We start from the raw sequence: 25289 nt of genomic DNA, 5'->3' as shown, positions 1-25289 counted from the left end.
TTTTTGTTTTCCTTTCATTTTGAAAAGAGGGGGCAGATTAAAAAAACCGCCCCGGCAACAATTCCACGAACAGGGTGACCCTGTTAAGTTTAACTACCAAACATAGGTGCCAACGGCCCCGTTATTAAGGCTGGCAGTAGCAATTTTACCCCGGTACTTAATGTTAAAGCTCAAAGGCACATTGCCGGTATTGATCACGATGAGTACCTTTTTGCCATCGGGCGTTTTAAAGGCCACATTCTGCATACCGCCATCGATGTTCGAAGCAATACGTACAGATCCGGGACGTACAAATTTGGAGGCATGGGCTATGATATAATAAGCTACGTTTCGAATTAAGCCGCCGCCACTGCTGATAGTGAGCGCACCCAAACAACTGGTGCAGCCGCCATCGGTATGTGGTTTGTAATCGGGGTCGGCGGCCAGGTTCCATTCCAGCACATTACGGCTCCAATTGCGGGTAGCACCAATAATGAGGGTGCTGATATGCCATTTAAGGTCTTCCCCGAAATTACCAGGGCCTCCCACCCATTGCTCGGTGAAATACACATGTTTATCGGGATAGGCATCATGCACCTGCGTTAATGCTGTTATCGGCCCGCCGTACAGGTGAAACGCCGATCCGTCTACATACTTCGCGGCTTCTGTATCGGCCAGTATATCCATCGGGTAATCGGGCCGGTCGGCGTTATGATCGTACAAAATGATCTTAGTCGTAATACCTGCTGCTTTAAATGCAGGGCCCAGGTGATTTTTGATAAAGCTGCCCTGCTCGGCAGACTGCATTACCATACTGGGTACATTACCGCCATGCAGCGGTTCGTTCTGTATTGTGATCGCATCCATCGTAATCCCCTCGGCCTTCATGGCTTGTATGTACTTTACGAAGTACTGGGCGTACACACTATAATACTCGGGCTTCAGACTACCGCCCTTAAACGCATTATTGGTTTTCATCCACGTAGGTGCCGACCATGGAGAGCCGAGTATTTTGATGTTGGGGTTGAGTGCTACGATCTTTTTTAGTATGGGCAGCAGGTCTGTTTTTTCCTTATTGATGGAAAACTGTTTTAGTTCAGGGTCTGTTTGCCCATCGGGCATATCATCGTAAGTAAAGCTGCTGGCACTGAGGTCGGATGCGCCTATGCTTACACGCAGGTAACTGACGCCGATGAACGTACTATCGGTTAAGAACAGTTCTTTCAGCAATGCATCCTGCGTCGCGGCAGGCAGGCCGTTTATCAGCGTGGCGCTGCCACCCGTGAGCGTGTAGCCGAAACCGTCTATTTCCTGGTAGGTTACCGTGGTATCAATTTCGATGGTGGGCCAGGCATTGCTGGTGTCTTTAAACACCAACGGTGTTGTTTGTTTGGCAAATAACGCAAATTTGTCTGGCTTGGTTACCCAGGCCTCCACATCTGATTTTGTGTTGGCTGGCGGGGTACCCGGGCCCTGACCATTTGCCTTATCGCCCTTACAACCTATACCCAAGGCGGTGACTAAAACAAACGCATATATATGTTGATGAACTCTTTTGCGGTCGATCATTTCTCAATCATTTTATAAACCCTTACATAGTCAACCTCCATGGTGGCCGGCCATACATTATCGGCCACACCCTGTGCCCCGCCCCAGTCGCCACCAACGGCTATGTTTAGCAGCAGGTGAAAACGTTTATCGAACGGCCATACTGTATAACCTTTGCCTTCGTTCTTAAACTCGAATAACAACTGATCATCAATGTAACCGCGAATGGCATAAGGCGTCCAGTCTACCCGGTACAGGTGAAACTCGGTACTGGCGTTGGCTATGCGGCGCGTGGCGCTTTTCTGGGTATTGATCTTAAAGTAATACGCTTCGGTGTGGGTGGTAATGTGTACGTTATCCTGATCGTACCCTACGTGTTCCATGATATCTATTTCGCCGGACTTGGGCCAGCCGCCGTACGCCCAGTCGGTGGGCAGCATCCATATCGCGGGCCAGGTGCCTTTGCCGGTGGGTAGTTTGGCTTTGATTTCGAAGCGGCCGTATAAAAAGTCGCCTTTATTACGGGTTACCAAACGTGCCGAGGTGTAATTCCTGCCGCCCATCTCCTGCTTCTTCGCAGTAATAGTCAATATGCCATTGCCTACCGACGCATTATCCGTCAGGTTCGTATAGTACTGCAATTCATTATTCCCCCAGCCGGAACCTCCGATATCGTAGTCCCATTTACCGGCATCGGGCGCACCTGTATAGGTAAACTCATCGGCCCATACCGGTGTGGTTTCAAATGTCCAACCTTTATCCTGCGGCGTTTGCGGGGGAGGAATAACAGGCGCGGCATCATCTTTTTTACCGGAGCAGGAAAGGATGTACAGGCCAAGGGCAAGTACAGGCAAAAACAACATTTTTCTCATACATGAAGTGGTTTATAAAAGGCTACCTGCAAGATACAGATAGCCTTTTGCATGTTTATTGTTCCTCCAGGAACTTCAGGTTGTCGATCGTAATACCGGTGGCGCCCATGGTGCCACCAGAGCTGCCGCCTTTGATCACGATGTACGCGGTACCTGCTGTGGTAAACTTTATCTTCCCGCTTTTGCCTTTGCCACTGCCTTCGCAGGCGAGTGTGGCAATATCGCCATCAAACGCACTGCCGCCACAGCCTGCCCAGGTATTAAGCGCTACGAAATTATTATCGCTATAGTCCGAACCCTGCACCGGCGCTTTGGTGCCTATGTATACTTCGAACCAGGTGTTGGTAGCGCCACCGCCTTTCACCGTGGCCGACAATGTATATTCTTTGTTCGCCTTTACGGTTACGGCCTGGTAAATAGCGCCATTGGTATTACCGGTATTGGAAAACTTCATCACTCCCCCGGTAAACTCTATCGTTGTTTGCGCACCGCTGGTATTCAATACGGTCCATAATGCGGCACTGGCAGCTTCCATATCGCCACCTTTCACAATATCCTTACCTGGTGCATCCTGCGCGATGTTTACTTTCTGCACTGCGGAAGCAAATCCGCCTTTGGCATAAGCGGTTAGCTGGATGGTATATTCTCCTTTCTTTGAAAAGCTGAAAGTATCCTTCTCCAGCTTGGAGGCGCCGGTAGTATTGTATTGCCATCTCCACATAAAGGTACCGGGCGAAGTGCTGGCTACGGCTATGCGGTTAGGGTTACCAGCCACCGGTGTTGCGGTAAAAGTTACGGCAGGGGGTGTGCCCAGGTCGTAGTCTTTCGACTCGGGCGTGCAGGCTGCCACAAAACAGGCTGCGGTAAACAGAAGTATGCAAATTTGTTTTTTCATGTTGATGCGTTTTGTTGTTTAAAGACTTACTTCGTTCCTCCCCACTCCTTATTCTGCTCTATTTTGGTATTCTCCAGTTCGAGCAACGGAATAGGCAGCACTTCGTGTTTACCGGCCACAAATCCACGGGCACCTAATACCGCGGCTGCCTGCCCCGACCTTACGAGGTCGAACCAGCGGTGTCCTTCGCCTGCCAGTTCCAGTCTTCGTTCTTTAAAGATGTTATCGATCGTGGCTTGTAAAGGGCCTAATCCCACACGGGCCCGTACTGCATTATACAGGTCGTACGAGCGGGTACCCACGCCGCCACTTTCGCCGCCACGCACCAGCGCTTCTGCTTCCATCAGGTAAGTATCTGCCAAACGGATTTCATACATGTTCTGCGGATAGTTTAATTCTTTTGCCCCGCCACCTGTGGTTTGATTACGTACGCGACCGGCAAATTTCTCCAGGAAATAACCGGTGTTGTTAAAGCCTTTTTCATACTCGGCAATGCCATTTTTCTCCAGGCTGTCGAGGTTGGCGATGGTGTACAGGTAACGTGGATCATTATGGATCGCATCAAACAGATCTTTTGTTACTACTAAAAAACTCCAGCCAGAAACGTAGTCGGGCGCAGCGGTAGTTTTAGCTTTATAACCGCGCGGGCCTACCATGATGTTTAACACATTCCCCTCGGTACAGGCCACACAGCCCCAGCTACCGGCCGATGTAGAGCTGAAAGACATTTCCATAATGCTCTCGGTATTAAACTTACTGCCCGGGTCAGACTTCCAGAGGTCGCCGAAATTGGTGAGCAGTTTATAACCGTATTTGGTATTCGCTACACCTGGTGTTCCATTCACTTCTTTCAGTGCTGTTGCTGCAGGCCCCCACTTTTGCTGGTATAACAATACCTTGCCCAGTAAGGCATACGCCGTGCCCTTGGTTACACGGCCGCCTTCACTCGCAATTACTACCTGGTCGGGCAGTAATGGTTCGGCTATCGCTTCCTGCAAATCCTTTTCAATTTGGGTGTATATATCTGCAGGAGGTGCCTGCAATACGTTGTACATATCTGAAGTAGACACCGGCGCGGTGAACAGTGGTACATTTTTGAACATCCGCACCAGGTCGAAATAAAAGTAGGCCCGCAGCAGTTTGGTTTCTGCTATGAATCTTTTCTTTTTGCTTTCGTCCATGGGCACTTCTGTCAGTTTCTGCAACAACACATTAGCACGGAACACACCGGAGTAGTTCCTGCGCCAAAGCTCGTCCTGCGGGCCGCTGGCGGGTGTTAAAGTGTAAGTAGAAAACACCTGAAACTGGCTCACGTCGTTAGGACCGCCACCGCCTGCGAGGTGATCGTCGGAAGCTGCGTTCATCGCACCAATGCGGGTTACATAATTGCTGCTCTGCCAGCCTACCACATCGTACACGGCCACCAGGCCGTTATAAGCTTCCGTTTCATTCTTGTAATAGTTAGCTTCCAGGTCGGTACCGCGGGGTTTTACTTCCAGGAAACTATCGCTGCAGGAGGCAATAGCCGCCAGCGTAAAGCAAAGTATAAAGGGGATGTATCTTCTTTTCATTTTACGAGCTGTTTCGGGTGATTAAAAAGTGACATTTACGCCCAGCATAAACGAACGTGCCTGCGGATAAATACCGCGGTCGATGCTCATTACGCCCCCGCCAATTTCGGGGTCGTAACCTGTGTACTTTGTGAAGGTGAGCAGGTTTTCGCTCATCAGGTAAATGCGCGCTTTCTGTAATGCTACCTTCCTGATTAAAGCAGAAGGCAGGGAGTAACCGAGCTGTATGGTTTTAATCCTGCAATAGCTGCCATTCTCCAGGTAGAAATCAGATGGATTGGTGAAGTTCTTATTCGGATCGGCGCTGTTCAACCGTGGGAAGGAATTACTGGTACCCTCGCCCGTCCAGCGGCCCAGTGCTTTGGTTTGCCAGTTAGCATTCGTAATGTCGAGGCGGCGCAGGCCCTGGAATATCTTATTACCCGCTGCACCCTGTCCGAAAAATACAAAGTCGAAACCTTTGTACTCCAGGTTCAGCGTAAAGCCGTAAGTCCAGGTAGGTGTAGGATTACCGATAAAGTCGCGGTCCAGTTCAGAAATCAGTCCGTCGCCATTTACATCTACCCAGCGGAAATCGCCCGGTGCAGCGTTAGGCTGTAACATAGCGCCTTCTTTATTTACGTAAGTCTGTACTTCGGCCATGTTTTGGAAAATACCGTTTGTTCTGAAGCCATAAAACGAGTTAAGCGGCTGATTTAATGCGGTACGGGTAATCGGGTAACTACTCGCCTGGAAACCCTGCCCACCGGAGAGGTACGCAATGCCAGTACCCAGGTTTGTTACACGGTTTTTAAGATAAGATCCGTTACCACTTACATAAATATTAAGTCCTGAAATATTTTTCCTGTACCCCAGTTCCAGCTCCACTCCTTTGTTCTCCATATCGGCCACATTGGCGGCAGGATTGGAAATGGCGCCTACATAGAACGGTATACGGGGGTTCTGCAAAATGTCTTTTGTTTTCTTGATATACCAGTCGAACGTGACATTGAAATCATTGAACAACATCGCTTCAAAACCCACATTCATCTGGCTGGTTTCTTCCCATTTCAGATCGGGGTTAGAAGGAGCGTTGGGACTGTATCCCACAATATAACTGCCGCTGGTGCCCAATGTATAGTTCCTGCCGCTACCGATGGTGGCCAGGTAAGCAAAGTCGCCAATATTATCGTTACCCACCACGCCATAACCACCACGCAGTTTAAACGTGTTAACCTGCGCACCTTTGGGGAAAAAGTCTTCCTGCGAAAGCACCCAGCCCATAGAGAACGATGGGAACACACCATACTTGTTATTAGGCCCGAAGCGTGACGAACCATCGCGGCGGATGATCGCTTCTGCCAGGTACTTTTCTTTATAGTTATAGTTGATACGGGCAAATAGAGAAGAGATGCGGTGATCGGCCCCTTCGCCACCATCAGACAAACGTTTGTCCGGCGGCACTTTAAAGTTAAGAGAGGCCTCTTCGAACGTATTGGCCGGTACATCATTAAACGTTACATTGATGTTCCGGGTACGACCATCCATATACGCACCCTGTCCTGCCATTACCGTAAAATCGTGCCCGCCGATCAGGCGTGTATATGAAATTGTATTTTCCACGTTCCAGTTAAAACCCTGGTTATTACCACGGTTAAAAGAAGTACGGGAAGATATGGTAGAAGAGTTCAGCCAGGAAATAGGCGTAAAGCTCTCACTTCCCCAGAACGAAAGTTTGGCGCCTACAACGGAGCGTAAACGTAAACCTTTGATCGGCTCTGCTTCCAGGTAAATGTTACCTACCGTATTATGCGACCAGCCATAGTTACCCAGGCGGGTAGTAATGTAAGCCAGCGGATTGGTGATCTCCTGCCCTACCGGTGTAGAGATACCATAAGGCCGGCCCAAAGCATCGCGGCGAATACCAACATTGGTATACGGATAAGCTGCGGCTGCGGCAGGATCAGTGACTACAGCAGGCGTAATAGGGTCGAGGTTAATAGCCGAACTAAGCGGACCGCCAAATTCGCTGTTGGTATTACCCAAACCTATCGACTTATCGTACGCATACCCCACATTCTGCCCGATAGTTAGCCACTTCGCCAGTTTGTGCGTAGAGTTAAGGCGTACGTTGAAACGCTTGTATTTAGAAATATCGGTCGCCACAATACCGTCCATTTTCAGGAAACCGAAAGAGGTGTAGAAAGTAGAACGATCGTTACCACCGCTGATACTCAACTCGTGGTTCTGGCGGCGTGCATCGTTATTAAATATCTGCTCCTGCCAGTCAGTACCTTCCCCATACACCGACGGATCGGCGTAAGGAAGCGGTTTGTTGCCCGCTACATCCGCCTCATTACGTAAGGTGGCATATTCCGTGGCGTTCAGCAGTTTTAATTTACGTGCCGGTGCGGAGGTGCCGTACCAGGCGTTATAGTTTACGGTGAGTTTACCGGCCTTCCCTTTTTTAGTGGTCACCAGTATCACCCCGGAAGCCGCACGTGCGCCGTAGATAGCCTGCGAAGCAGCATCCTTCAGCACCTCCACCGATTCTATATCATATTGATTAAGATAACCGATGCCGCCATTATCAACCACCACACCATCTATTACCCACAACGGATCATTATTGTTAAACGTTGTGATACCTCTTACCCGCACCGTAGATCCCGAGCCCGGCTGACCAGAACTCTGCGCAATGGTAAGTCCCGAAGTACGGCCCTGCAACACCTGCTCGAGGCGGGTAATAGGCATACCATCGATATCTTTGGCGCGAACACTGGAGATAGCGCCCGTTACCACGCTTTTCTTCTGTACGCCATAACCTACCACCACCGTTTCGTTAAGCGCAGTAGATGATTCTTTGAGTATTACGTTCGTATTGGCATGACGTGGCACCAGCGTTTCCGTGGCAAAACCCACGTATGAAAACTCAAGTCCCGTATTTACTTTCGGCACCCGCAGGGAATAGTGTCCACTGGCGTCCGTGGTGGTACCTGTGGTACTGCCTTTTATCCGCACCGTTACACCGGGCACAGGTTCGCCGGCCTCGTTGGTTACGCGGCCGCTTACCGAAACGGCTGTATCCTGTAAGGGTGCGGGATTTTCCGGCAGGCTGATGGTAACGCGGTTACCCTGTATCGTAAACGACACCGGCTGGTTTTTCAGGCAAGCTTCCAGCACCTCTTCCACCGGTTTATCTTTTACCTGCAGGGTTACAGGCCGTGTGGCCTCCATGACCCCTTCATCGTAAAAGATGGAGATACCGGTTTGGCGGGCAACTTCCTTAAATACCTTCTTAAGCGGCGCGTTCTTCACCGAGAGTGTTACCTGCTGGGATACCCCTTTTGCGCTGATATGCAATGCAATAAGCAGCAAAAAGGTTGTAATTTTCATAACGAGAATAATTTTGGTTGACAGGCGTTCCTTATGGCAATAAGAAACTTTACCACACAAGTTTAAAAACATACTTTTGTAGTGTTTTGGGAGTTCGGAATAAATAAGTTCTTAGCGGGATTTGTTGTTCGGCCCAGGATGCAGCCGGCAGTGTTAGCGCACTACCGGCTTTTTTATGGGCGCGCGTTGACTAACCAGTTTCTTTTTTCATAACGTGTCTCTTTTATACAATTCGTGGAATAAATAAAATCTCTATCGTTACATGGCGGCTATTTAACGGTGCTTACGTCCAGCGTGCGGCCCTTCAACTGAAAGCTGACACCACCTTCGCTTAACATATTCAGCACTTCGGACAAAGGCAGCTTACGGCTTATACGACCGCCAAAGCGCCTGGCTGTTTTAGTATTGTTAAGGTTAACTTCTATATCATACCAGCGCGCCACCTGGCGCATGATCGTGCTTAAATCTTCATTGTCGAATTCGAAGAAGCCGGTCTTCCAGGCAATCACCTGGTCGGTATCGGCCTGTTGTATGGTCAGGTTAAGCGTGGCATTGTCCAATATGGCCTGCTGCCCCGGGCGTAACTGCTGAGCCAGCCCCCCATACTTCACTTTTACCGAACCATTGACGAGGGTGGTGTTAATAGATTGTTCTTCGGGATAAGCCATTACGTCGAAGCTGGTGCCTAATACCTGTACTTCCATACCATTTACTTTTACCACAAAAGGCTGGCTGGTATTACGGGCTACTTCAAAATAACCCTGCCCTTTTATTTCCACTACCCGCTCTTTTTCAGTAAACGCAGTAGGGTACACAAGCGACGATGCCGCGTTCAGCCATACCTTCGTTCCATCCGGCAGCACTACCTGGAACTGCCCGCCACGGGGAACCGTAAGGGTATTGTAAGTTACCTGCCCCGCATTATCATCTGCCACATACTCCAAACTTCCGTTCTGCTGGTTCACCACCGTTTTGCCCTGCTGGATCGTTTGCCGGCCGGCGCTATCCAGCCTTACGGTAGATCCATCGCTTAATGTAAGAACGGCCACGTCCTGGCCCGGGGCCACGTTAGCCGGACTGGTTGCGCCACTATCGGCCACCAGTGTTTGATCTCCCTTGTCCTTTGTTATATAGATAACGGCCACACTCACCAGCATGGCGGCCACTGCCGCTGCTGCCAGCCAGCGGAGCGGTTGGCGGCGGGTGGGTACCAATACAGGCTGCATATGTTTGTCGGCCTGTAAGGCATTATTGATGACAGGCATCCAGGTGTTGGCGTCAAAGGCATACCGGCCTTCGTCTTCTCCAGCCACATCACTCATTAAAGCCACGAACTGAGAGCGGCTTTCCGGTTTGGCCAGAAAGACGGTGAGTTCGCGCTGTTCATCTTCGGTAAGCGCCGATTGTTGCCATTGTGCAACCAGGTACCTGAGTCGTGATTCTTCCATTATTATAAAAGGTGCTTACTATTAATAAATGCCGGAAATACATTTGGTAACTATCGATGCTAAAATATTTTTGAAGAAAGATGGAAGTGTAAACGCTACGCTTTACAGGAAGTACAATAACATGAACTTACCCGCAGCGGCGAGTCGTTCGCGCAGAAAGGCCAGGGCGGCGGTAAGCGCGTTCTTTACATAACCGTGCGACAGCTGCAGGGCGTCTGCAATTTCGGGCGACTTCATGCCCTGTACACGGCTCATGTGGTAAATCATTTTTCTTTGGGGAGGCAGTTCTTCGATAGCCTGGCGGAGAATTTCCTGCGTTTCGCGCAGTGATACGAGGTCGGTAACATCCGCTTCGAGCGGGGCGTCTGTTTCCAGCGGCAGGAACAGTTTATTGTGACGGGCGCGCTGGTGCAGCCAGGTGAATGTTTCGTTGAGGGCAACTCTTTTAAGCCAGGGCAGCGGTTTTTCGAGTTCAGGCAGTTTATCCCGGTTTACCCATACCCGTATCATGGTTTCCTGCAGGATATCACGTACCGCATCGGGCGATTGCACGATCTTGCCGGTGATCACCTCCAGTAATGGGAGTACCTGCTGCATTATATCTGTAAATGCGGCTTCGTCGCCCTCTCCTGCCAGTTTTAACCATTCGGGTGGTATGTGTAGTTTGTCGCTCAGTGCTGCGAATTTAGTTTTGGTCGTAACTAAAAATACAAAAATTGACGAAACATATGCCGCCATTTGCACCCATCACCCTATAAAAAATTTGTATTTCCCACGTTTAAATACTACTTTTATCAAACAATAACGTGTTCTCATACGTTACTTGCCCATACATTATTTCCCATACATTTCTGATTGTACCCGTTACTACCAACTTTCTGTTTCGAAGATTGAGTTATTGGTATTGCTTTATATATAAATCGACGTAAACCTCTTGTGAGAGCAGCAGAGAAAACATAAGCGAACCTGCCGGATCTGCAGGCTATCGCCTCCTTAAATTAAACAGCTATGGTTAAACAGATCATGATCATTGATGATGACAGAGATGAATTAGAAATATTTTTAGAGGCATTGGAAGGTGTTCCGGCCCCCTATGCCTGCACTTATGCACAAAGTCCGGAAGAAGCGATGATCATGTTAGGCGATTTGCAGCCTGATTATATTTTCATTGATTTTAACATGCCGCGTACGAACGGGCTGGAATGTTTGAAGGCGATCAAAAAACTGGAACAGTTGCGCGATACGCCATTGATTATTTACTCCAATTCTATCAACGATGCAACACGCCGCGATGCTTATTCCGCGGGGGCGGCTTCGTGCATTGTAAAGCCGCCCACGATCGAAATATTAACGTCTATGCTTAAAAATATACTTGATTAAAAAGGGAACCAGCAACTGAACATACTACCCACACCAGGGTTACTTTCCGTTGTAATAAAACCACCGTGCAGGTCCATTATTTTCTTACACACGGCGAGGCCAATACCCGAACCTTTATAACGCTGCCTGTCTGTATGCCGGTTAAACAGTCCGAAAATCTGTGCAGACGAAGCCTCTTCGAAACCAATACCATTATCGTTAAACGACACCACATGGTAACCGTCGAGGCGGTTGTAACGAATGGTAATTTTAGGGGCAACGCCTTCCCGGCTAAACTTACCCGCATTATCCAGCAGGTGATAAAAGAGCAGCGATACTAACATGGCATAACCTTTCACCACCGGCAACGGGTCAACATCGATTACCACGTTGGAATGCGTCAGTTTCCCCTCCATTTCGCCCTTTACTATTTCCAGCACCTGGTTCAGGTCTATTTCTGAAAAACTATCCTGATCGGCCTCTATGCTTGAGAACGATACAAGGTCCTGGGTCATCAGTTTCATCCGCTGCAATGCCGATTGCACACGCCGCAAGCTGGCGCGCCCCTCGTTGCTAAGCTGCTGCCCGTCGTTACTGATCAGGAACTCGAGAGACGTATATGCCTTTTGCAAAGCGGTAGTATACTGCCCCCCGATCACCCGGGTAAAGGCATTTAACTCTTCCACCAACGCATCGTTAATACGTTCTTTTACCTGCAACTGCCGGTTTAATTCCTGCATTTCGAGGTTCACGTTGCGGGTCAGGGTTACGTCCCGTGCAATAGACAGTACGGTGTATACATTGCCCTCCGTATCAAGCTCGGGTACCATGCGGGAGTGGAAATGTACATGGCCATGCGGCCCTTCATAAAAATTATAGTGTTCCTGCGGGCGGGCAGTTTCAAATACCTGTCGCAGCTTTTCCATGTATGGAAGCGCAATCTCATCTGGAAAGCCCATTTCGACAGTGGTTTTTCCAATAACGGTTTCCAGGCGCTTCCCTGTTTTTTCCTCGTGAGCTGCATTAGCGAAAACCAATTTCAGCTTACTGTCCCATCTTGTAATAACATCCGGTGTGTTTTCCACCAGGGCGCGCAATTGCTCTTCTCTCAACTTCAGTTCTTTCTCCGCTATCCGAGTAGGCCCTGTTCCGTCCGGATGTTTCCTATTGTTATTGTCAATCATAACCTTAGAATTCCGGTGAATAAATAAATGATATGGCTGAGTTTAAAAAGGGAAAAACCATGCCACGTTTTATCATTTTATTACTTAAACAAGGAGTGTAGAAAAGCCTCTACACTGCATCCCGGGCCTGCATTCCGTTAGTTTTATTGAAGATATGGCACAGTACTGTGGAAATAATGGCACAATATTTAGCCTGATATTTAAAACAATTTTATGATTTCACAACTGTCGAACGTACCGTCAAACATCGTTGCCTTTCGCGCAAGCGGTGAAGTAACGAAACAAGATTTTGAAACGGATGTACTACCTGCAGTTAACGAATTAGTGCAACGGACTGGTGAACTCAATTACCTGATGGTGATCGATACAGAACTAAAGAACTTTACCGGGGGCGCATGGTTGCAGGATGCATTGATGGGATTGAAGCAATTGAGTAAGTGGCACCGTGCCGCCATTCTTACCGACTCAGAAAACGTGAACAGCTTTACCAACATATTCAGTGTATTTGTACCAGGCGAGTTTAAGGGCTTTAAAACAAATGAACTGGATATGGCGGTAAAATGGGTATCATCTAAGGAAGATTAGGACTGCGAACGACAGAGAAACCGGTTGCATGTGTCATTTCTACACTTTGTCACAACTGCATCATTCTGTCAGTTTAAAATAAAGTTAGGCGGGATGATGATAAAAAGTGAAAGATATGTCGTAGTATTGCATCAGAAACTACGAACAAGATTACTCTAAATACACCAACGGTGTTATACCCAAAAAAGAAACAAGAAGCTCTGCATACGCGGGGCTTCTTTCCTTTTTAGCCCAACCCTGCTCCGTTCTTCGTACTTCGGCCATTTTTTGCCTGTTTACTCAAAAATAACTCCCGCTTACTCACCCCTGCCGGGCTGTTAATAGTCCCCCGGATACCTTTGCATCGCAAATAAACAAACACTTACATCATGAAACTCACATGCTTATCTGCTATCATTGCTTGTACCCTGCTGTTTTCCTGTAAAAAAGAAGCCGCTACCCCATCCCCATTAACCGGTTCATGGAACGGTAAACTTAGTAAAGGCACCGAAGCACCGCCAAGTGGCTTATTCTACATGCAATTAAGCGCAAATCATTCCGTTAAGCGCGTTAACGCCGATGGCGAAGTAACTGCCACCGGCAGCTGGAAACTGTCGGGCAGCGACTTCACCGCCCAGTACAAATACATCGACGACGCGACGGTAATCGTAACATTAACCGGCACCTACAATCCTGCCACCAACGAAATTTCCGGAAGCTGGAAAAACAGCTACGACGTGAAAGGACTATGGAACGCGCAGAAGAAAACGGCTAACTAACCGGTAAAACGCCAAAGGCCCGCGCATGAAAAAAGTACGCAGCCACCGTAACATTCATGCCGGGCCTTCGTTTAAACAAAGAATCAATTCATTATCATGCAAATGCATACATCAAAACCTCTAATGATACTGGTTGCCGGCCCATACCGCTCCGGCACCAACGACGACCCGAAGCTCATTAAAGCCAATGTTGACCACATGCAGGCTGTAGCCCTCCAGCTTTACCGCCGTGGCCACCTGCCGGTACTTGGCGAATGGTTTGCCCTGCCGCTGATCGAAATAGCCGGATCAAAACGCATAGGCGACGATATTTTCAATGAAATATTTCATCCCATTTCGGTACAGCTTATCAACAAGTGCGACGCCGTACTGCGTATTGGCGGCCCCTCGGCCGGGGCAGATGAAATGGTGGCCCAGGCCGAAAAGAAGGGAAAACTGGTATTCCGCGATCAGCAGGAGATACCGGCTGTACTTTCAACCAATTAATTGAAACTGCTAAACACTCAATAAAAATTGCCAATGGCTCAGTAAACGACGGCCCGGATTTCTTCCGGGCCTATTTTTATGCCGGAACCAGCCATTCCTGACATTGCATTTTAAACCGGGTACCAGTAATTTTGTTTACAACATCATCTTTCAACCTTATCAAAACAGGACTCACAGCTTGAATACCAGGTACCATAAGCGATATGCACGAGTTACAACAACCCTTTTGCTGTTATGTATGCTCCCTTTTACCGCATGGGCCCAGTTGCCCGACTATCACCTGCAGGTATTCGGTTACTCCTACGGCATTAAAGGAGGGTCTATTATTGCCGCCGCCCGCGACGTGCAGGGTTATCTGTGGATACTCACGCCCCGCACCCTCACCCGCTTCGATGGTAAACATACCCACGACTTTTCACTGCCGGAACGAATGAACGGGCTGTTGTGCGATCGCAACGGACGGGTTTGGGCTATCTCACCCAATGGCGCTTATCGCTACATCGACGACTTCCGGGGTTTTAAACCGGTACCCATGCCGGTAATGAAAGAAACGGTAGTTGGTAAGATCATCGAGCACCGCGACAAATCGGTATGGCTGTTTACCAAAGAAGGCTTTTTGAAATACGACGAGCAGGCCAGGGTGTTTTATCCCGCCCTGCAGCAGATACCACTTAAACCTCCCTTTAATCCTTCGTTTTGTACCTATTACGGCCATACTTTCTTTTTCGAGAAAGACAACCAGGTTTACTCCTACAACACCAACAACAAACAACTGCGCCAACTGCCCGACCTCGACGCCAAAAACATTTACCCGGTAAACGACGACAGCGCCATGGTGAGCAGTTGGAAAAACCTTACTTACTGGTATAACTTTAAGGCCGGTAAAATTACCCCCGTTGTAAATCCGGACGAAGGCGGCAGCATATTAAATGCACGCAGCCTGGTACGGTTAGACAGCAGCCGTTTTTTGCTGGTAGCAATGGAAGGCATTTTTGAGTATAATAGTGATCGCAACACTTACAAACGTCTACGTTTTTTTGTAAACGGCCTGCCCGTAACCGCCGGCGACTATGCCGACTATGCCTTTACCGATCGCTGGGGGTATGCCTGGATGGCCACTATAGATGGCATGGCGCGCTTCCCGTTACAGCAGCCCGACTTTGGACTCGTACGTATCAGTTCCTCCGGCAACAGTCGCTCTATGGCGGTGAATAACGTGCGCCGCCTGCTGGAAGACAAAGAAGGGAATATATGGATGGCTACGGCCAGCGGCTTTGTATGCTGGAAAATGAAAGACGACCGGCTGGAGTTTTTTGAACCCAAACCCGGTGCCACCGGCCAATTACAACAGCCTTCCATCCGCGGACTTATTTACGATGGCAAATACATCATTCTTGGCCCCACCAACTTTGGTCCCTGGCTGTTCGACCCGGTTAACAAACAATACAGGCGGCCGGCTTATGCCAATGCCTATGTGAAACAGCTTTGCGAACAAGACTTCTTCGACGATGTAGTTACCCTTCAAAATGGCAAACACCTTTTCCTGGGGCGCGATGCGATGTATGTAATGGACGGCAGGACCTACCGTATAGATACCGTAAACGTTCCACCTGCTAAAGACAATTCGAATAACGCCTTCCAGGGCAAAGACGGTATTATATGGATTACCACCAATAAAGGGCTGCACTGCCTTACCCCCGACCTTCAGTACCTTACGGAAGTACCACTGCCAGGCGGCCCCGCATATGTAAGCGCAGCATTCATGCGCGACGATAACAGCCTGCTGTTTGCCAGCAACGGCCAGCTTTTCCAGGCCAGTTACACCCATGGCAAACCGGTAGTGCAAACCATTGCCACCCCTGCATTTTCCAAAGCGTTCATCAGCATACTTTTCCAGGATAAGCACGATGTGATATGGGCCGCTTCCGAAAACGGCATTTACCGCTTCGACCCGCACACCATGCAGTTACAGTTGTTCGACCATACCGACAATGTACAGGGATATGGTTTTAACAACAATGCCTGGATGCAGAACAAAGAGGGCATCCTGTTTTTTGGCGGCAACAACGGCATCAACTACCTGCCACCCGCCGCATTATTACCCGCCGATAATACCCCGCCCGTATTTATTTCCCACGTACGCATCAATAATAACGACACCCTGTTTTACCACCTGGACGCAAATCCGGTGTTGGGTTATACGCAAAACTCGCTGGACGTAACCTTTAGCTGCCCTTACTTTAACAACCCCGACAAAGTACAGTACCGCTACCAGCTCTCCGGGCTGGATACCGCCTGGAAAGCGTTGGGGAACAATAATACATTACGGCTTATTTCGCTGCCCCCGGGTAAATACAACCTGCAGGTGCAGGCCAGCCTGAACGGGGTAGACTGGTTATCAGCCAAAAAAGACTTCCGTTTTAAGATCGATGCACCCTACTGGAAGAAGTGGTGGTTCCTGGCTCCGGTAATCCTGCTTTCCTTTTTTGCACTTTGGCAATATGTGCGTAACCGCAACAGAAAGCTGAAAGAGAAAGAGGAAGAGCTGGATACCGAGCAGGCCATCAATTATTTCGCATCCAGCCTCTACGAACATCAGCAAACCGATCATATACTGTGGGATGTGGCGCGCAATTGTATTGGCCGCCTGCACTTCGAAGATTGTGTGATTTACCTGCTGGACGAGGAAAGGCAGATGCTGGTGCAAAAAGCTGCACACGGCCCCAAAAGCCATATTACCTTTGAAGTGAAAGCGCCACTTGAAATACCGGTGGGTCAGGGTATTACAGGCAGCGTTGCCTACTCCGGCCGTGCCGAAATAATCCCCGACACCACTAAAGACCCACGCTATATTGTAGACGATAAACTGCGTTACTCCGAAATTACCGTCCCCATCGTATTTGGCGACCAGGTTTTAGGCGTTATCGATTGCGAACACTCAGAAAAACGGTTCTTTACTCAAAAGCACTTGTCCATACTCACAACAATCGCGAGCTTGTGTGCAAATAAAATAGTGAGAGCAAAGGCGGAAGCTGAAAAGAGGGCCGCAGAGCGTATACTTATGGATACACAACAAAAAATGGCCGATATGGAAATGCAGGCACTGCGGGCGCAAATGAACCCTCATTTCATCTTCAACTGCCTTAATTCCATTAACCGCTACATCGTTAAAAGCGATCAGGCCACCGCATCGTTGTACCTTACCAAGTTTGCGAAACTGATAAGGCTGATACTGGACAACTCCAACAGCAAACACGTAATGCTTTCAAATGAACTGGACGCTTTAAAGTTGTATATTGACATGGAAGCACTGCGTTTCGACAAGAAGTTTTCGTATGAAATAGTGGTACAGAAGAATGTGAACCCCGACAGCGTGGAACTACCGCCCCTGATTATACAACCTTACGTAGAAAACGCCATATGGCACGGACTTTTGCACAAGCAAAGCATAGGACATCTGAAAATTGAGATCAGCATGCCGCAGGACGCGATGTTGCATTGTGTGATAGAAGATAACGGGATAGGCCGCGAAAAAGCACAGGAACTAAAGAGTAAAACCGCTACCACAAAAAAATCGCTGGGCATGAAGATTACCGAAAACAGGCTCAGTTTATTAAACAAACACGCCGCTTTAAATGCCAGCATCGATATTATAAACCTGTACGAGTCGGACCAAACACCGGCTGGTACAAAGGTGATCTTAAAAATACCCGTATAAAATAAACTAAACATGATACGTTGCGTACTTGTAGACGACGAAAGCAACAGCCTCGAAATGATGGAATGGCTGCTAAAAACCTATTGCCCGCAGGTTAAAATAGAGGCCATGTGCAACGATGCCATGAAAGGCATTGAGGCCATAAAACAACTTAAGCCCGACCTGGTGTTCCTTGACATAGAAATGCCACATATGAACGGTTTCGATATGCTGGAACAATTCTCCAAAATCAATTTTGATGTAGTGTTTTGTACCGCTTACGATCAGTTTGCCATCAAGGCTTTTAAATACAGCGCGCTTAACTACCTGCTTAAACCCGTAGATCCCGATGACCTGAAAGAAACGATCCGCCGGATAGAAGAACGCCGTACCGTTCCGACCCACGAGCAGATAGAAATGTTGATGCAGGGCATACGGCAATCGCAGAAGCCAGCTATTTCCCGTATTGCGCTCACTACAGGCGACGGGCTGCTGTTCGTTTCCACCGGCGATATTATTTACTGCCAGGCAGAAAGCAATTATACACTGGTGATGCTCGCCGGTAATAAAAAGATAGTGGTATCGAAAGTATTAAAGGAGATAGATGAAGCCCTTGCGGGCCCCGACTTTTTCCGCATTCACAACTCCTACCTGGTGAACATGAACCATATTCACAAATACATTCGCGGCGAAGGCGGTTATGTGCTGATGAGCGATGGCGCCAACATTACCATTTCAAGATCGAGGCGGCAGGAGTTTATGGAACTATTTGAGAGGTTTTAATTTCTATATGTAGAAGAGGTGGCAACGGCGGTACATAACCGCCGTTTGTCTTTTATATCCATCGTTGCAGGTCCCGCCCATCCCATCCATCTATAAATTCTCCCATTCTTACCTTATATTGTTCCCTGCCTCCTCACGGACGTTATGAAGAAACCATTACCGTATCATAAAAATTATCGTTTCATGAAACTGAACAGGTATATGTTCCCGCTGCTTGCCTCCGGCGCTTTAATAGGCCAGGCTTGTCAGCAGCCCGCTAAACAAGAAGCCGCAAACGACAGCAGCATGGTAAAACTTATCACCCTCGATCCCGGTCACTTTCATGCCGCACTGGTACAGAAAAGCATGTCTGCCGGCATAGACTCCAACGTACATGTATATGCCCCCGACGGGCAGGAACTGAATGCCCACCTGGCACTCATCAAACAATACAATGAAAGAGCCGAAAATCCCACGAACTGGACAGAACAAGTGTATACCGGTGCGGATTATTTCGAGAAGATGCTGGAACAAAAGCCTGGTAACGTAGTCGTGCTGGCAGGCAACAACCGCCTTAAAACCGACTACATCCAAAAATCCATCGGCGCCGGACTGAACGTACTGAGCGATAAACCAATGGCCATTACACCGGAAGCCTTTCCGCAACTGGAAGCTGCATTTAAAACCGCCGCAGACAAAAAAGTACTGCTATACGATATTATGACCGAACGCTCCGAGATCACGAACATGCTGCAGAAGGAATTCTCACACATCCCGGCCGTATTCGGAGACCTGCAGAAAGGCAGCAAAGACGCGCCTGCGGTGACCATCGAAAGCGTACACTATTATTACAAAAACGTGTCCGGCAAAACGCTGGTACGCCCCTCCTGGTTCTTCGATGCCAGTCAGCAGGGCGATGCCATTGCCGATGTGGGTGTACACCTGATAGACCTCGTACAATGGGCCTGTTTCCCCGAAACCGCCATCGATCATACCAAAGACATTGAAGTGCTGGCAGCCCGCAACTGGCCTACGCCACTTACCAAATCGCAGTATACTTCCATTACCCGGCAGGACAGCTTCCCGTCGTTTTTACAACCGCTCGTGAAAGACACTGTTCTTAATGCGCGCGGCAATGGCGAAGTAACCTACTCCATCAAAGGTGTATTTGTGAAAGTAATTGCCCGTTGGGATTATAAAGCCACCGAAGGCGGCGATACCCACTACGCACTGATGAAAGGCAGCCTCGCTAACCTGGAAATCAAACAGGGCAAAGAAGAACAATTTAAACCAACGTTATACATCCGTCCGGCGAAGAGCGGCACAGCCTACGAAGCGGCACTGCAGCAATCGGTGCAGGAGCTGGCGGCGAAGTATCCTGGCGTTACCGTAGAAAAAGCGGGTAAGGATTACAAAGTGGTAATTCCTGAAAAGTACAAGGATGGCCATGAAGCACACTTCGCGCAAGTGCTGCAACGTTACCTGCAATACCTGAAAGATGGTCGCCTGCCCGACTGGGAAGTGCCGTGCATGTTGTCGAAGTACTATACATCGACTGCTGCGCTGAAGCTTGCCGGCAAGTAAACTCTTTTTTAGCAACTGCCTGTTCCGTGGAGTGTTTCCGGGGCAGGCAGTTTTCTTTTTGAGGTATGGTATATACACCGCCGTGATAAATGTGCTAGGAAACATTGCCCAATATTGTTACAACCGTTGAAGGGAGTGACACAACGGCGGCTGAGTAAAGGACTAATGCCCGTGCCCATCTTATCACATTTTTGTTTACAGGAAAAACGTCTATCTTGCGGTCGCAAATCCCTAATCCTATAAAAACCAATTAGCTATGATCAGAAAGATCGGATACACGCTTGCCTTGCTTAGTACAGAAATGATCCTTTTCTTTTTTTCCCTTTTGTTGATAGTATATAGCCTTTCCAACTTCCCAACCGACCAGGTTTTAAGACGTGCTTTTCAGGGTTTAACGTTTCAGGCGCAGGACAGGCTTGTTCACTATTATATTTTTTACATCATCGCGTTTTTTGCCATTACCCTCTTCGTGCAGCCAAAACGTAAGTTGCGGACCGTGGCAGCCATTAACGCCGGTTTATACATGCTTATCACCATCGTAATACAGGTGGTGAAAGGGCTCCCTATTCTGGATTTAAAGATGATGATGCTCGTTTATGTGCAGGCCGGACTGGCTTTATTATCACCTTATTTGCTTAATAAGATATCTTATTTCCGCAGTGTGCTGGCCCTCGATATTTTCCCGGAAAACTTCAACCTGGAGCTGAGTGATGCAGAGTTGCAGGCGAAATAAATCTTTTGATAAACAGGGAAAGGTCCGTCAGCTGGCGGACCTTTTTTGTTTCCGGGAAAAGAAAAGGGCCTTACCGGTAAACCGGCAGGCCCCACGCCTCTGCGTTCCGCGCCAAATTAATATGTGTAAACCGTTTTGATCGTAAAAAGGTGTTCGCCGCTGATATAACCTTTAAAGCTGGTGAGTAACTCTTTAGGATAACCATCCGCGTCGTATGTATATTCATATTTGTACGGTACGTTAGTAGGAATATTTCCATGATACAATCGTTCCTCTGCAGCCCTGTTATTTTTCGAGCGGCGGCTCAGGTACATATCAGGGTAATTGAGATGTACAAAAGGATTGATAAAGAAATCATAGTAATACTTCGCCGACTCCCCGGTACCGCGGCTGCTCGTTGCAGCTTCTTCCTGCACGTTACCACCTTTATAGTGCTGAGTGTAAGCCATGGTATTACCATTGAAGAATTTGTAGAAGAACTTCACCTGCGAAACGGCCGGTAAATACTCCACATGGGCGGCTATGTTAACACCGTCCTCCGTATTGTCCGTTACACCCGTAACCTGCCCGGCAGCATTGTAAGTCAATACCCGTGAAGTATGCAGCGTAGCATCCTGACCGTACTTTCTGATACGCGCCAGGTTATTATTCTGGTACACAAACACATCCTCACCCAACAGCACCAGATCAGGCGATTGGATCGTTTTTCCGTAAAAAGAAACCGATGAAAGCACGCCTTCGGTAGCATAGAAGTATTCTATGCGGCTATCCGGCTGCCAGTTATCATACTTCAGGAGATACTTTTCTTCTTTCGTGAGGAACTTGGCTGGTTTAATTCCGCCTAACCGCTGCACGTTTATTTTAGCAACATCGCCGGCATTTATTGTAGTATCCACCTGTACGCCCCATTTCGATAATTTGAGCTGGTATTTTACAGCAGACGGCCGTAGTGTAACCTGGTTCTCCCCAGGCGCTAATTCGAACACCTGTTCGTGCGGAACCTGGGTGCTGTCCCAGCTAATAACTTTGAGTACAGAAGGGATACTGTCGTATACCACCTTACCTACCGTAATTACCGTTTTTACTTTTAATACATTCCCATTAGCGGCCGGTATTTCTACTGGTTTATCGCCGCTACCATTATGCGGAACGGGCAATTCTTCGCTCTCCTTGGCACAGGCAGCAAGTAGCAGCGCCAGAGAGGTAACAACTTTTAAGGAGATCTTTTTCATTTTTTATTTGATTGCGGGGTGTCATCAGGGAGTAACGAATCCGGGTGTAAAATTACCTCCGGATAACATACCGGCCATTGGTAGTAGTACTTAAAATAAAATTGTGGTTAGTACGTAGTTCGCTCCGTTTTGCGTAGGTATTCGGTGTATACATAAAACCGACCAAAAATACTATAGTAAAGGATTTGCGCGTATTTTTCTTTCGTATATTTAATCCCGTTGACCGCATTGTTAACCTGATCCCCCTAAGTGTAACTGCGAGGAAGAAAAATTTAGGAAAATAAATGTTCTCTTTTGGAGAACCAAATAAAAAGATATAACTTTGGGAAAGATTCATTTGGTGAGGAAGCCAACCATTGAAAAGTTCATGGCAGTGCATCCGTTTAGTAATAGTGCATTCAGGTTATGGCTTACTGCGCTGAAGTATGCCAGGTGGCATACGCCTGCCGATATCAGCAAAACCTTTGCTTCTGCCGATTTATTGGGCAGGGGTAGTAACAGGGTTGTTTTTGATATCTCCGGGAACAATTACCGTATGATATGTAAGTACGCATTTGGGCAGTCGGAGGTGCATCTGTACATATGCTGGATAGGTACGCACGAGGCATACGACAGGCTGTGCGGGCGTCAGGAGCAATACTCCTGTTCCTACTACTGATATACTCAATAATGATTAGTAAAAACCTGCTTATATGGAAGTATTAAAGTACAAAGTGATTAAATCGGCCACACAGTACAACAAGTACTGCAAAGCCCTGGAAGCGCTTACCGATGTAGCGCGCCCAAGCCGTGCGCAAAAAGATGAAATAGAACTGCTAACCCTGCTCATCGAAACCTGGGATGCAGCGCACACCTCCTTTTCCGACCTCGATCCCATCGCCCTGTTAACAGGCCTGATGGAAGAGCACCGGCTTAAACCCAAAGATCTCGTTACCATACTGGGCATCGGTAAAGGTATCGTATCCGAAATCCTGCATTATAAAAAAGGATTGTCTAAAGAAAGCATCCGCAAACTGGCAGCACACTTCGAACTTTCGCAGGAAGCTTTTAACAGGCCTTATCCATTAAAAGATAAGGCCTCGGTGACTACTTGATAATGTCGGTTAAAAATACCCTTCTACCCTCTCCGAAAATGATTTCGGTGGTGTAAGTAAACACCTTATCGCCGTTACCATACTCCAAAAACATCTCCAATGGCATTACCACCGGCGGGTAAGAGCCCTGTATACGCATGGTTTCTATTTCGGTTTTGTAGTGGTCAGGAATGAAGCTGTAACCAGGGAAAAGCGAGTGCGGGTCCATCGGTATCCATACATGTGCGGTTACTTTCGCATGGTTGGTGTTCACCACCTTGGAATGGTGACGAAGGTTGTTGGCAACGTACTCTTCGCAGGCCACACCGGCTATCACCTTCTTGGAACCTGTTTTCAATAACTGGCTCAGGTAACCCACCTCACCTGGATACACGGGTTCCATGGTATTCAGCTCCAGCTTCTCTTTGTTGCCACTTGCTACATTATCGATGCCCGTAAGGCTCAACTGCGCTTCTTTCAGGAAATCGCCAAAGAAGTTGTATTTGGAACGCGTACTGCGACTTTTAATCTGGATGGAAAAGTGCGGGTTCTTACTACTATAGTAAATCACGATCTGCTCACCTCCATCAATTACAAGCTGGGTGCCCTGGAAGGCCACCGACTCCTGGTAAACAGCAATATCATAATCGTAACTGGAATCTATTTCCACTTTCTCGTCGCCACTGATCAGCAACGCAGGATTGGGAGGCCCCTGGCTTTTGCGGGAGGTGTTAAAAATCTCTTCACCGGAGTCGTCGTCGGCAACGTCTTCCTTTTGTTCCTTTTTCTCTTTGTTCCTGGCGGTGATCTTCTTCAACAATTGTGCATGCAGCACAGGAGTACAGAAGAAAAATGCAGCGGCCAGCAGCACTGGTTTTATCATAGGGATAGTTTCGTGCTGCCAACTTACCAAATTCCCCGTAAATATGAAGGAAAATTTCTATATAGATCAGCTCACCATCAAACTACATCCCCGCAGCGCCGAATTATCCAGGCGCCCCAATACCTCAAAATTCCCCTCTTCCCTTAAACGGCCAATATCCTCGGTGGCAATAAAAGCGCAGGAATAGATATTAGCCAGGTCAATCACATTAATTACCCCGGAAGCATAGCTGCCTGATAACTGGAAAGGATCGTTCTCATCACGTACCAGCACTTTCATCCAGGCAGGCGTTTTGAACAACCCATCGCCGGCAGAGTAAGCCTGGCTCAGCAACTCGGTCATGCCGTACTCCGCATGCACTACGTCAACACCCAGGCGTTCTTTCAGGTACTGATGCACTTCGTTACGTGTCCATTCCTCTCTCCTACCCTTCATTCCCCCGGTTTCCATTACAATGGTATTGGAGAGTTGCAACTGGTAAGCCGCGGCAAAGTCGAGCAGGCCGAAAGTAACGCCAATGAGCAGTACCCGCTTGCCCCGGGCTTCCAGTGCTTCGAGGGTATCCTTGAGTTTTTCGTGCTCATACAGGTAAAAACCGCTCTCCGGGTGCCCGCTGCGGCCTATCATATCCTGTACCATATATACCAGGGAGGACGATTTGCGCTCGAGGTAAGAAGGCAACAGGCCCAACACCACGTAATCGCTTACGGGACCATAAAACTGCTCGAAACAGGTGAGAAAACTGCGGGTGTAGATAGCGGCCTCCTTTACTTCATGGCGACTGTTAACGGTTTGAGTGGTACCGCTGCTTTCAAACACCACTTCGGGTTCGAAGCGGCCGCAGGTTACACGGTGACTCTTAAAAAACTGGATAGGCAGGTAGGGAATCCGGTAAATGGAGGTAATTGCCCCGGGATTTACGCCCAGCGCATCCACATATGCCCGGTAAATATCGTTTTCCCGGTACTGGTAATGGAATAGCCCGATAGCCGCATTTTCCAGTTCCTGCCCCTGTAATGTAAATATCCTGTCTGTAAACGCCTGGTCCATGAAGTAAACGGGACTTTTGCCCGGCACAAAGTTAGGATTTACATGTAAATGGTGCGTCAAAGGTGTAGGGACCCTGGCCCGATCCTTTAGAGATGTCCCATATATAAGCCATATATGAGCCATAGTTAAGCCATATATGAGCCATATCTTAAAAGAGATGGTTTATCTATGGCTTTGATACGTTTTTAATACGGTGTTTGTATAAGAAACCTCTA

21 protein-coding genes are annotated in these 25289 nt (G+C 48.2%); 10 read left to right on the top strand and 11 right to left on the bottom strand.

The window, feature by feature from the left end:
• Positions 1–93: 93 nt before the first annotated feature.
• From QZT80_RS01420 to QZT80_RS01390, 7 genes are all read right to left on the bottom strand, one after another.
• Positions 94–1548 (bottom strand): glycoside hydrolase family 30 beta sandwich domain-containing protein, encoded by a 1455-nt coding sequence (locus QZT80_RS01420; protein WP_295116877.1) that lies wholly within the window; start codon positions 1546–1548, stop codon positions 94–96.
• Entirely contained in the window at positions 1545–2399 is an 855-nt protein-coding gene (locus QZT80_RS01415; RefSeq protein WP_295116875.1) for a glycoside hydrolase family 16 protein, read from the bottom strand. Before QZT80_RS01415 ends, QZT80_RS01420 begins: the two co-directional genes overlap by 4 nt.
• 55 nt (positions 2400–2454) lie before the next feature.
• A complete protein-coding gene (locus QZT80_RS01410) occupies positions 2455–3294 on the bottom strand; it encodes a hypothetical protein (RefSeq protein ID WP_295116873.1) in 840 nt (279 codons plus the stop codon).
• A gap of 26 nt (positions 3295–3320) precedes the next feature.
• Positions 3321–4865: a RagB/SusD family nutrient uptake outer membrane protein gene (locus QZT80_RS01405; protein ID WP_295116871.1), complete on the bottom strand. Its 1545-nt coding sequence runs from the start codon at positions 4863–4865 to the stop codon at positions 3321–3323.
• 21 nt (positions 4866–4886) lie between these two features.
• Positions 4887–8240 carry a TonB-dependent receptor gene (locus tag QZT80_RS01400; protein ID WP_295116869.1) on the bottom strand — a complete coding sequence of 1118 codons (3354 nt, stop codon included), beginning with the start codon at positions 8238–8240 and terminating at the stop codon, positions 4887–4889.
• Between the two features lie 269 nt (positions 8241–8509).
• A complete protein-coding gene (locus QZT80_RS01395; RefSeq protein ID WP_295116868.1) occupies positions 8510–9688 on the bottom strand; it encodes a FecR family protein in 1179 nt (392 codons plus the stop codon).
• Positions 9689–9790: 102 nt separating this feature from the next.
• The gene (locus tag QZT80_RS01390) at positions 9791–10426 is read right to left on the bottom strand and encodes a sigma-70 family RNA polymerase sigma factor (protein WP_295116867.1); all 636 of its coding nucleotides are present in this window, start codon (positions 10424–10426) and stop codon (positions 9791–9793) included.
• Positions 10427–10696: 270 nt separating this feature from the next.
• On the opposite strand from QZT80_RS01390, the gene QZT80_RS01385 reads away from it, so the two are divergent.
• A complete protein-coding gene (locus tag QZT80_RS01385; protein WP_295116865.1) occupies positions 10697–11068 on the top strand; it encodes a response regulator in 372 nt (123 codons plus the stop codon).
• Here QZT80_RS01385 and QZT80_RS01380 read toward each other — a convergent pair.
• Complete coding sequence (locus QZT80_RS01380; protein ID WP_295116863.1) at positions 11065–12231, bottom strand: ATP-binding protein; 1167 nt, start codon at positions 12229–12231, stop codon at positions 11065–11067. The two genes, QZT80_RS01385 and QZT80_RS01380, sit on opposite strands and share 4 nt — an antisense overlap.
• Positions 12232–12444: 213 nt before the next feature.
• Here QZT80_RS01380 and QZT80_RS01375 point away from each other — a divergent pair, with 213 nt between their 5' ends.
• The 7 genes from QZT80_RS01375 to QZT80_RS01345 all read left to right on the top strand — a co-directional run bounded on the left by QZT80_RS01375 (position 12445) and on the right by QZT80_RS01345 (position 20836).
• On the top strand, positions 12445–12816 hold the full coding sequence (locus QZT80_RS01375; RefSeq protein WP_295116861.1) for an STAS/SEC14 domain-containing protein: 372 nt from the start codon (positions 12445–12447) through the stop codon (positions 12814–12816).
• 368 nt (positions 12817–13184) lie between these two features.
• Positions 13185–13574: a hypothetical protein gene (locus tag QZT80_RS01370; RefSeq protein ID WP_295116860.1), complete on the top strand. Its 390-nt coding sequence runs from the start codon at positions 13185–13187 to the stop codon at positions 13572–13574.
• A gap of 123 nt (positions 13575–13697) precedes the next feature.
• Positions 13698–14060 (top strand): hypothetical protein, encoded by a 363-nt coding sequence (locus QZT80_RS01365; RefSeq protein WP_295116858.1) that lies wholly within the window; start codon positions 13698–13700, stop codon positions 14058–14060.
• A gap of 238 nt (positions 14061–14298) precedes the next feature.
• Positions 14299–17778: a histidine kinase gene (locus QZT80_RS01360; RefSeq protein WP_295116856.1), complete on the top strand. Its 3480-nt coding sequence runs from the start codon at positions 14299–14301 to the stop codon at positions 17776–17778.
• A gap of 12 nt (positions 17779–17790) precedes the next feature.
• Positions 17791–18540, top strand: a complete 750-nt coding sequence (locus QZT80_RS01355; protein ID WP_295116854.1) for a LytTR family DNA-binding domain-containing protein — start codon at positions 17791–17793, stop codon at positions 18538–18540.
• Between the two features lie 183 nt (positions 18541–18723).
• Entirely contained in the window at positions 18724–20103 is a 1380-nt protein-coding gene (locus QZT80_RS01350; RefSeq protein WP_295116852.1) for a putative oxidoreductase C-terminal domain-containing protein, read from the top strand.
• Positions 20104–20359: 256 nt separating this feature from the next.
• Entirely contained in the window at positions 20360–20836 is a 477-nt protein-coding gene (locus QZT80_RS01345; RefSeq protein WP_295116850.1) for a hypothetical protein, read from the top strand.
• A 116-nt stretch (positions 20837–20952) separates the two neighbouring features.
• On the opposite strand, the gene QZT80_RS01340 is transcribed toward QZT80_RS01345, so the two are convergent.
• Positions 20953–22068 carry a hypothetical protein gene (locus tag QZT80_RS01340; protein ID WP_295116848.1) on the bottom strand — a complete coding sequence of 372 codons (1116 nt, stop codon included), beginning with the start codon at positions 22066–22068 and terminating at the stop codon, positions 20953–20955.
• A 322-nt stretch (positions 22069–22390) separates the two neighbouring features.
• Here QZT80_RS01340 and QZT80_RS01335 point away from each other — a divergent pair, with 322 nt between their 5' ends.
• Positions 22391–22726 carry a type II toxin-antitoxin system HigB family toxin gene (locus QZT80_RS01335; protein WP_295116846.1) on the top strand — a complete coding sequence of 112 codons (336 nt, stop codon included), beginning with the start codon at positions 22391–22393 and terminating at the stop codon, positions 22724–22726.
• A gap of 34 nt (positions 22727–22760) precedes the next feature.
• The gene (locus QZT80_RS01330) at positions 22761–23162 is read left to right on the top strand and encodes a transcriptional regulator (protein WP_295116844.1); all 402 of its coding nucleotides are present in this window, start codon (positions 22761–22763) and stop codon (positions 23160–23162) included.
• Here QZT80_RS01330 and QZT80_RS01325 read toward each other — a convergent pair.
• Together QZT80_RS01325 and QZT80_RS01320 are read right to left on the bottom strand one after the other, a co-directional pair.
• Positions 23155–24024: a hypothetical protein gene (locus tag QZT80_RS01325; protein WP_295116843.1), complete on the bottom strand. Its 870-nt coding sequence runs from the start codon at positions 24022–24024 to the stop codon at positions 23155–23157. The genes QZT80_RS01330 and QZT80_RS01325 overlap by 8 nt on opposite strands.
• Positions 24025–24090: 66 nt before the next feature.
• Positions 24091–25134, bottom strand: coding sequence for an acyl transferase (locus QZT80_RS01320; RefSeq protein ID WP_295116841.1), 1044 nt, complete (start codon positions 25132–25134; stop codon positions 24091–24093).
• Positions 25135–25289 lie beyond the last annotated feature (155 nt).

Source organism: uncultured Chitinophaga sp., assembly GCF_902168175.1.
In the GTDB taxonomy this organism is placed as follows: domain Bacteria; phylum Bacteroidota; class Bacteroidia; order Chitinophagales; family Chitinophagaceae; genus Chitinophaga.
This window is presented reverse-complemented; position numbering and strand designations above follow the sequence as displayed.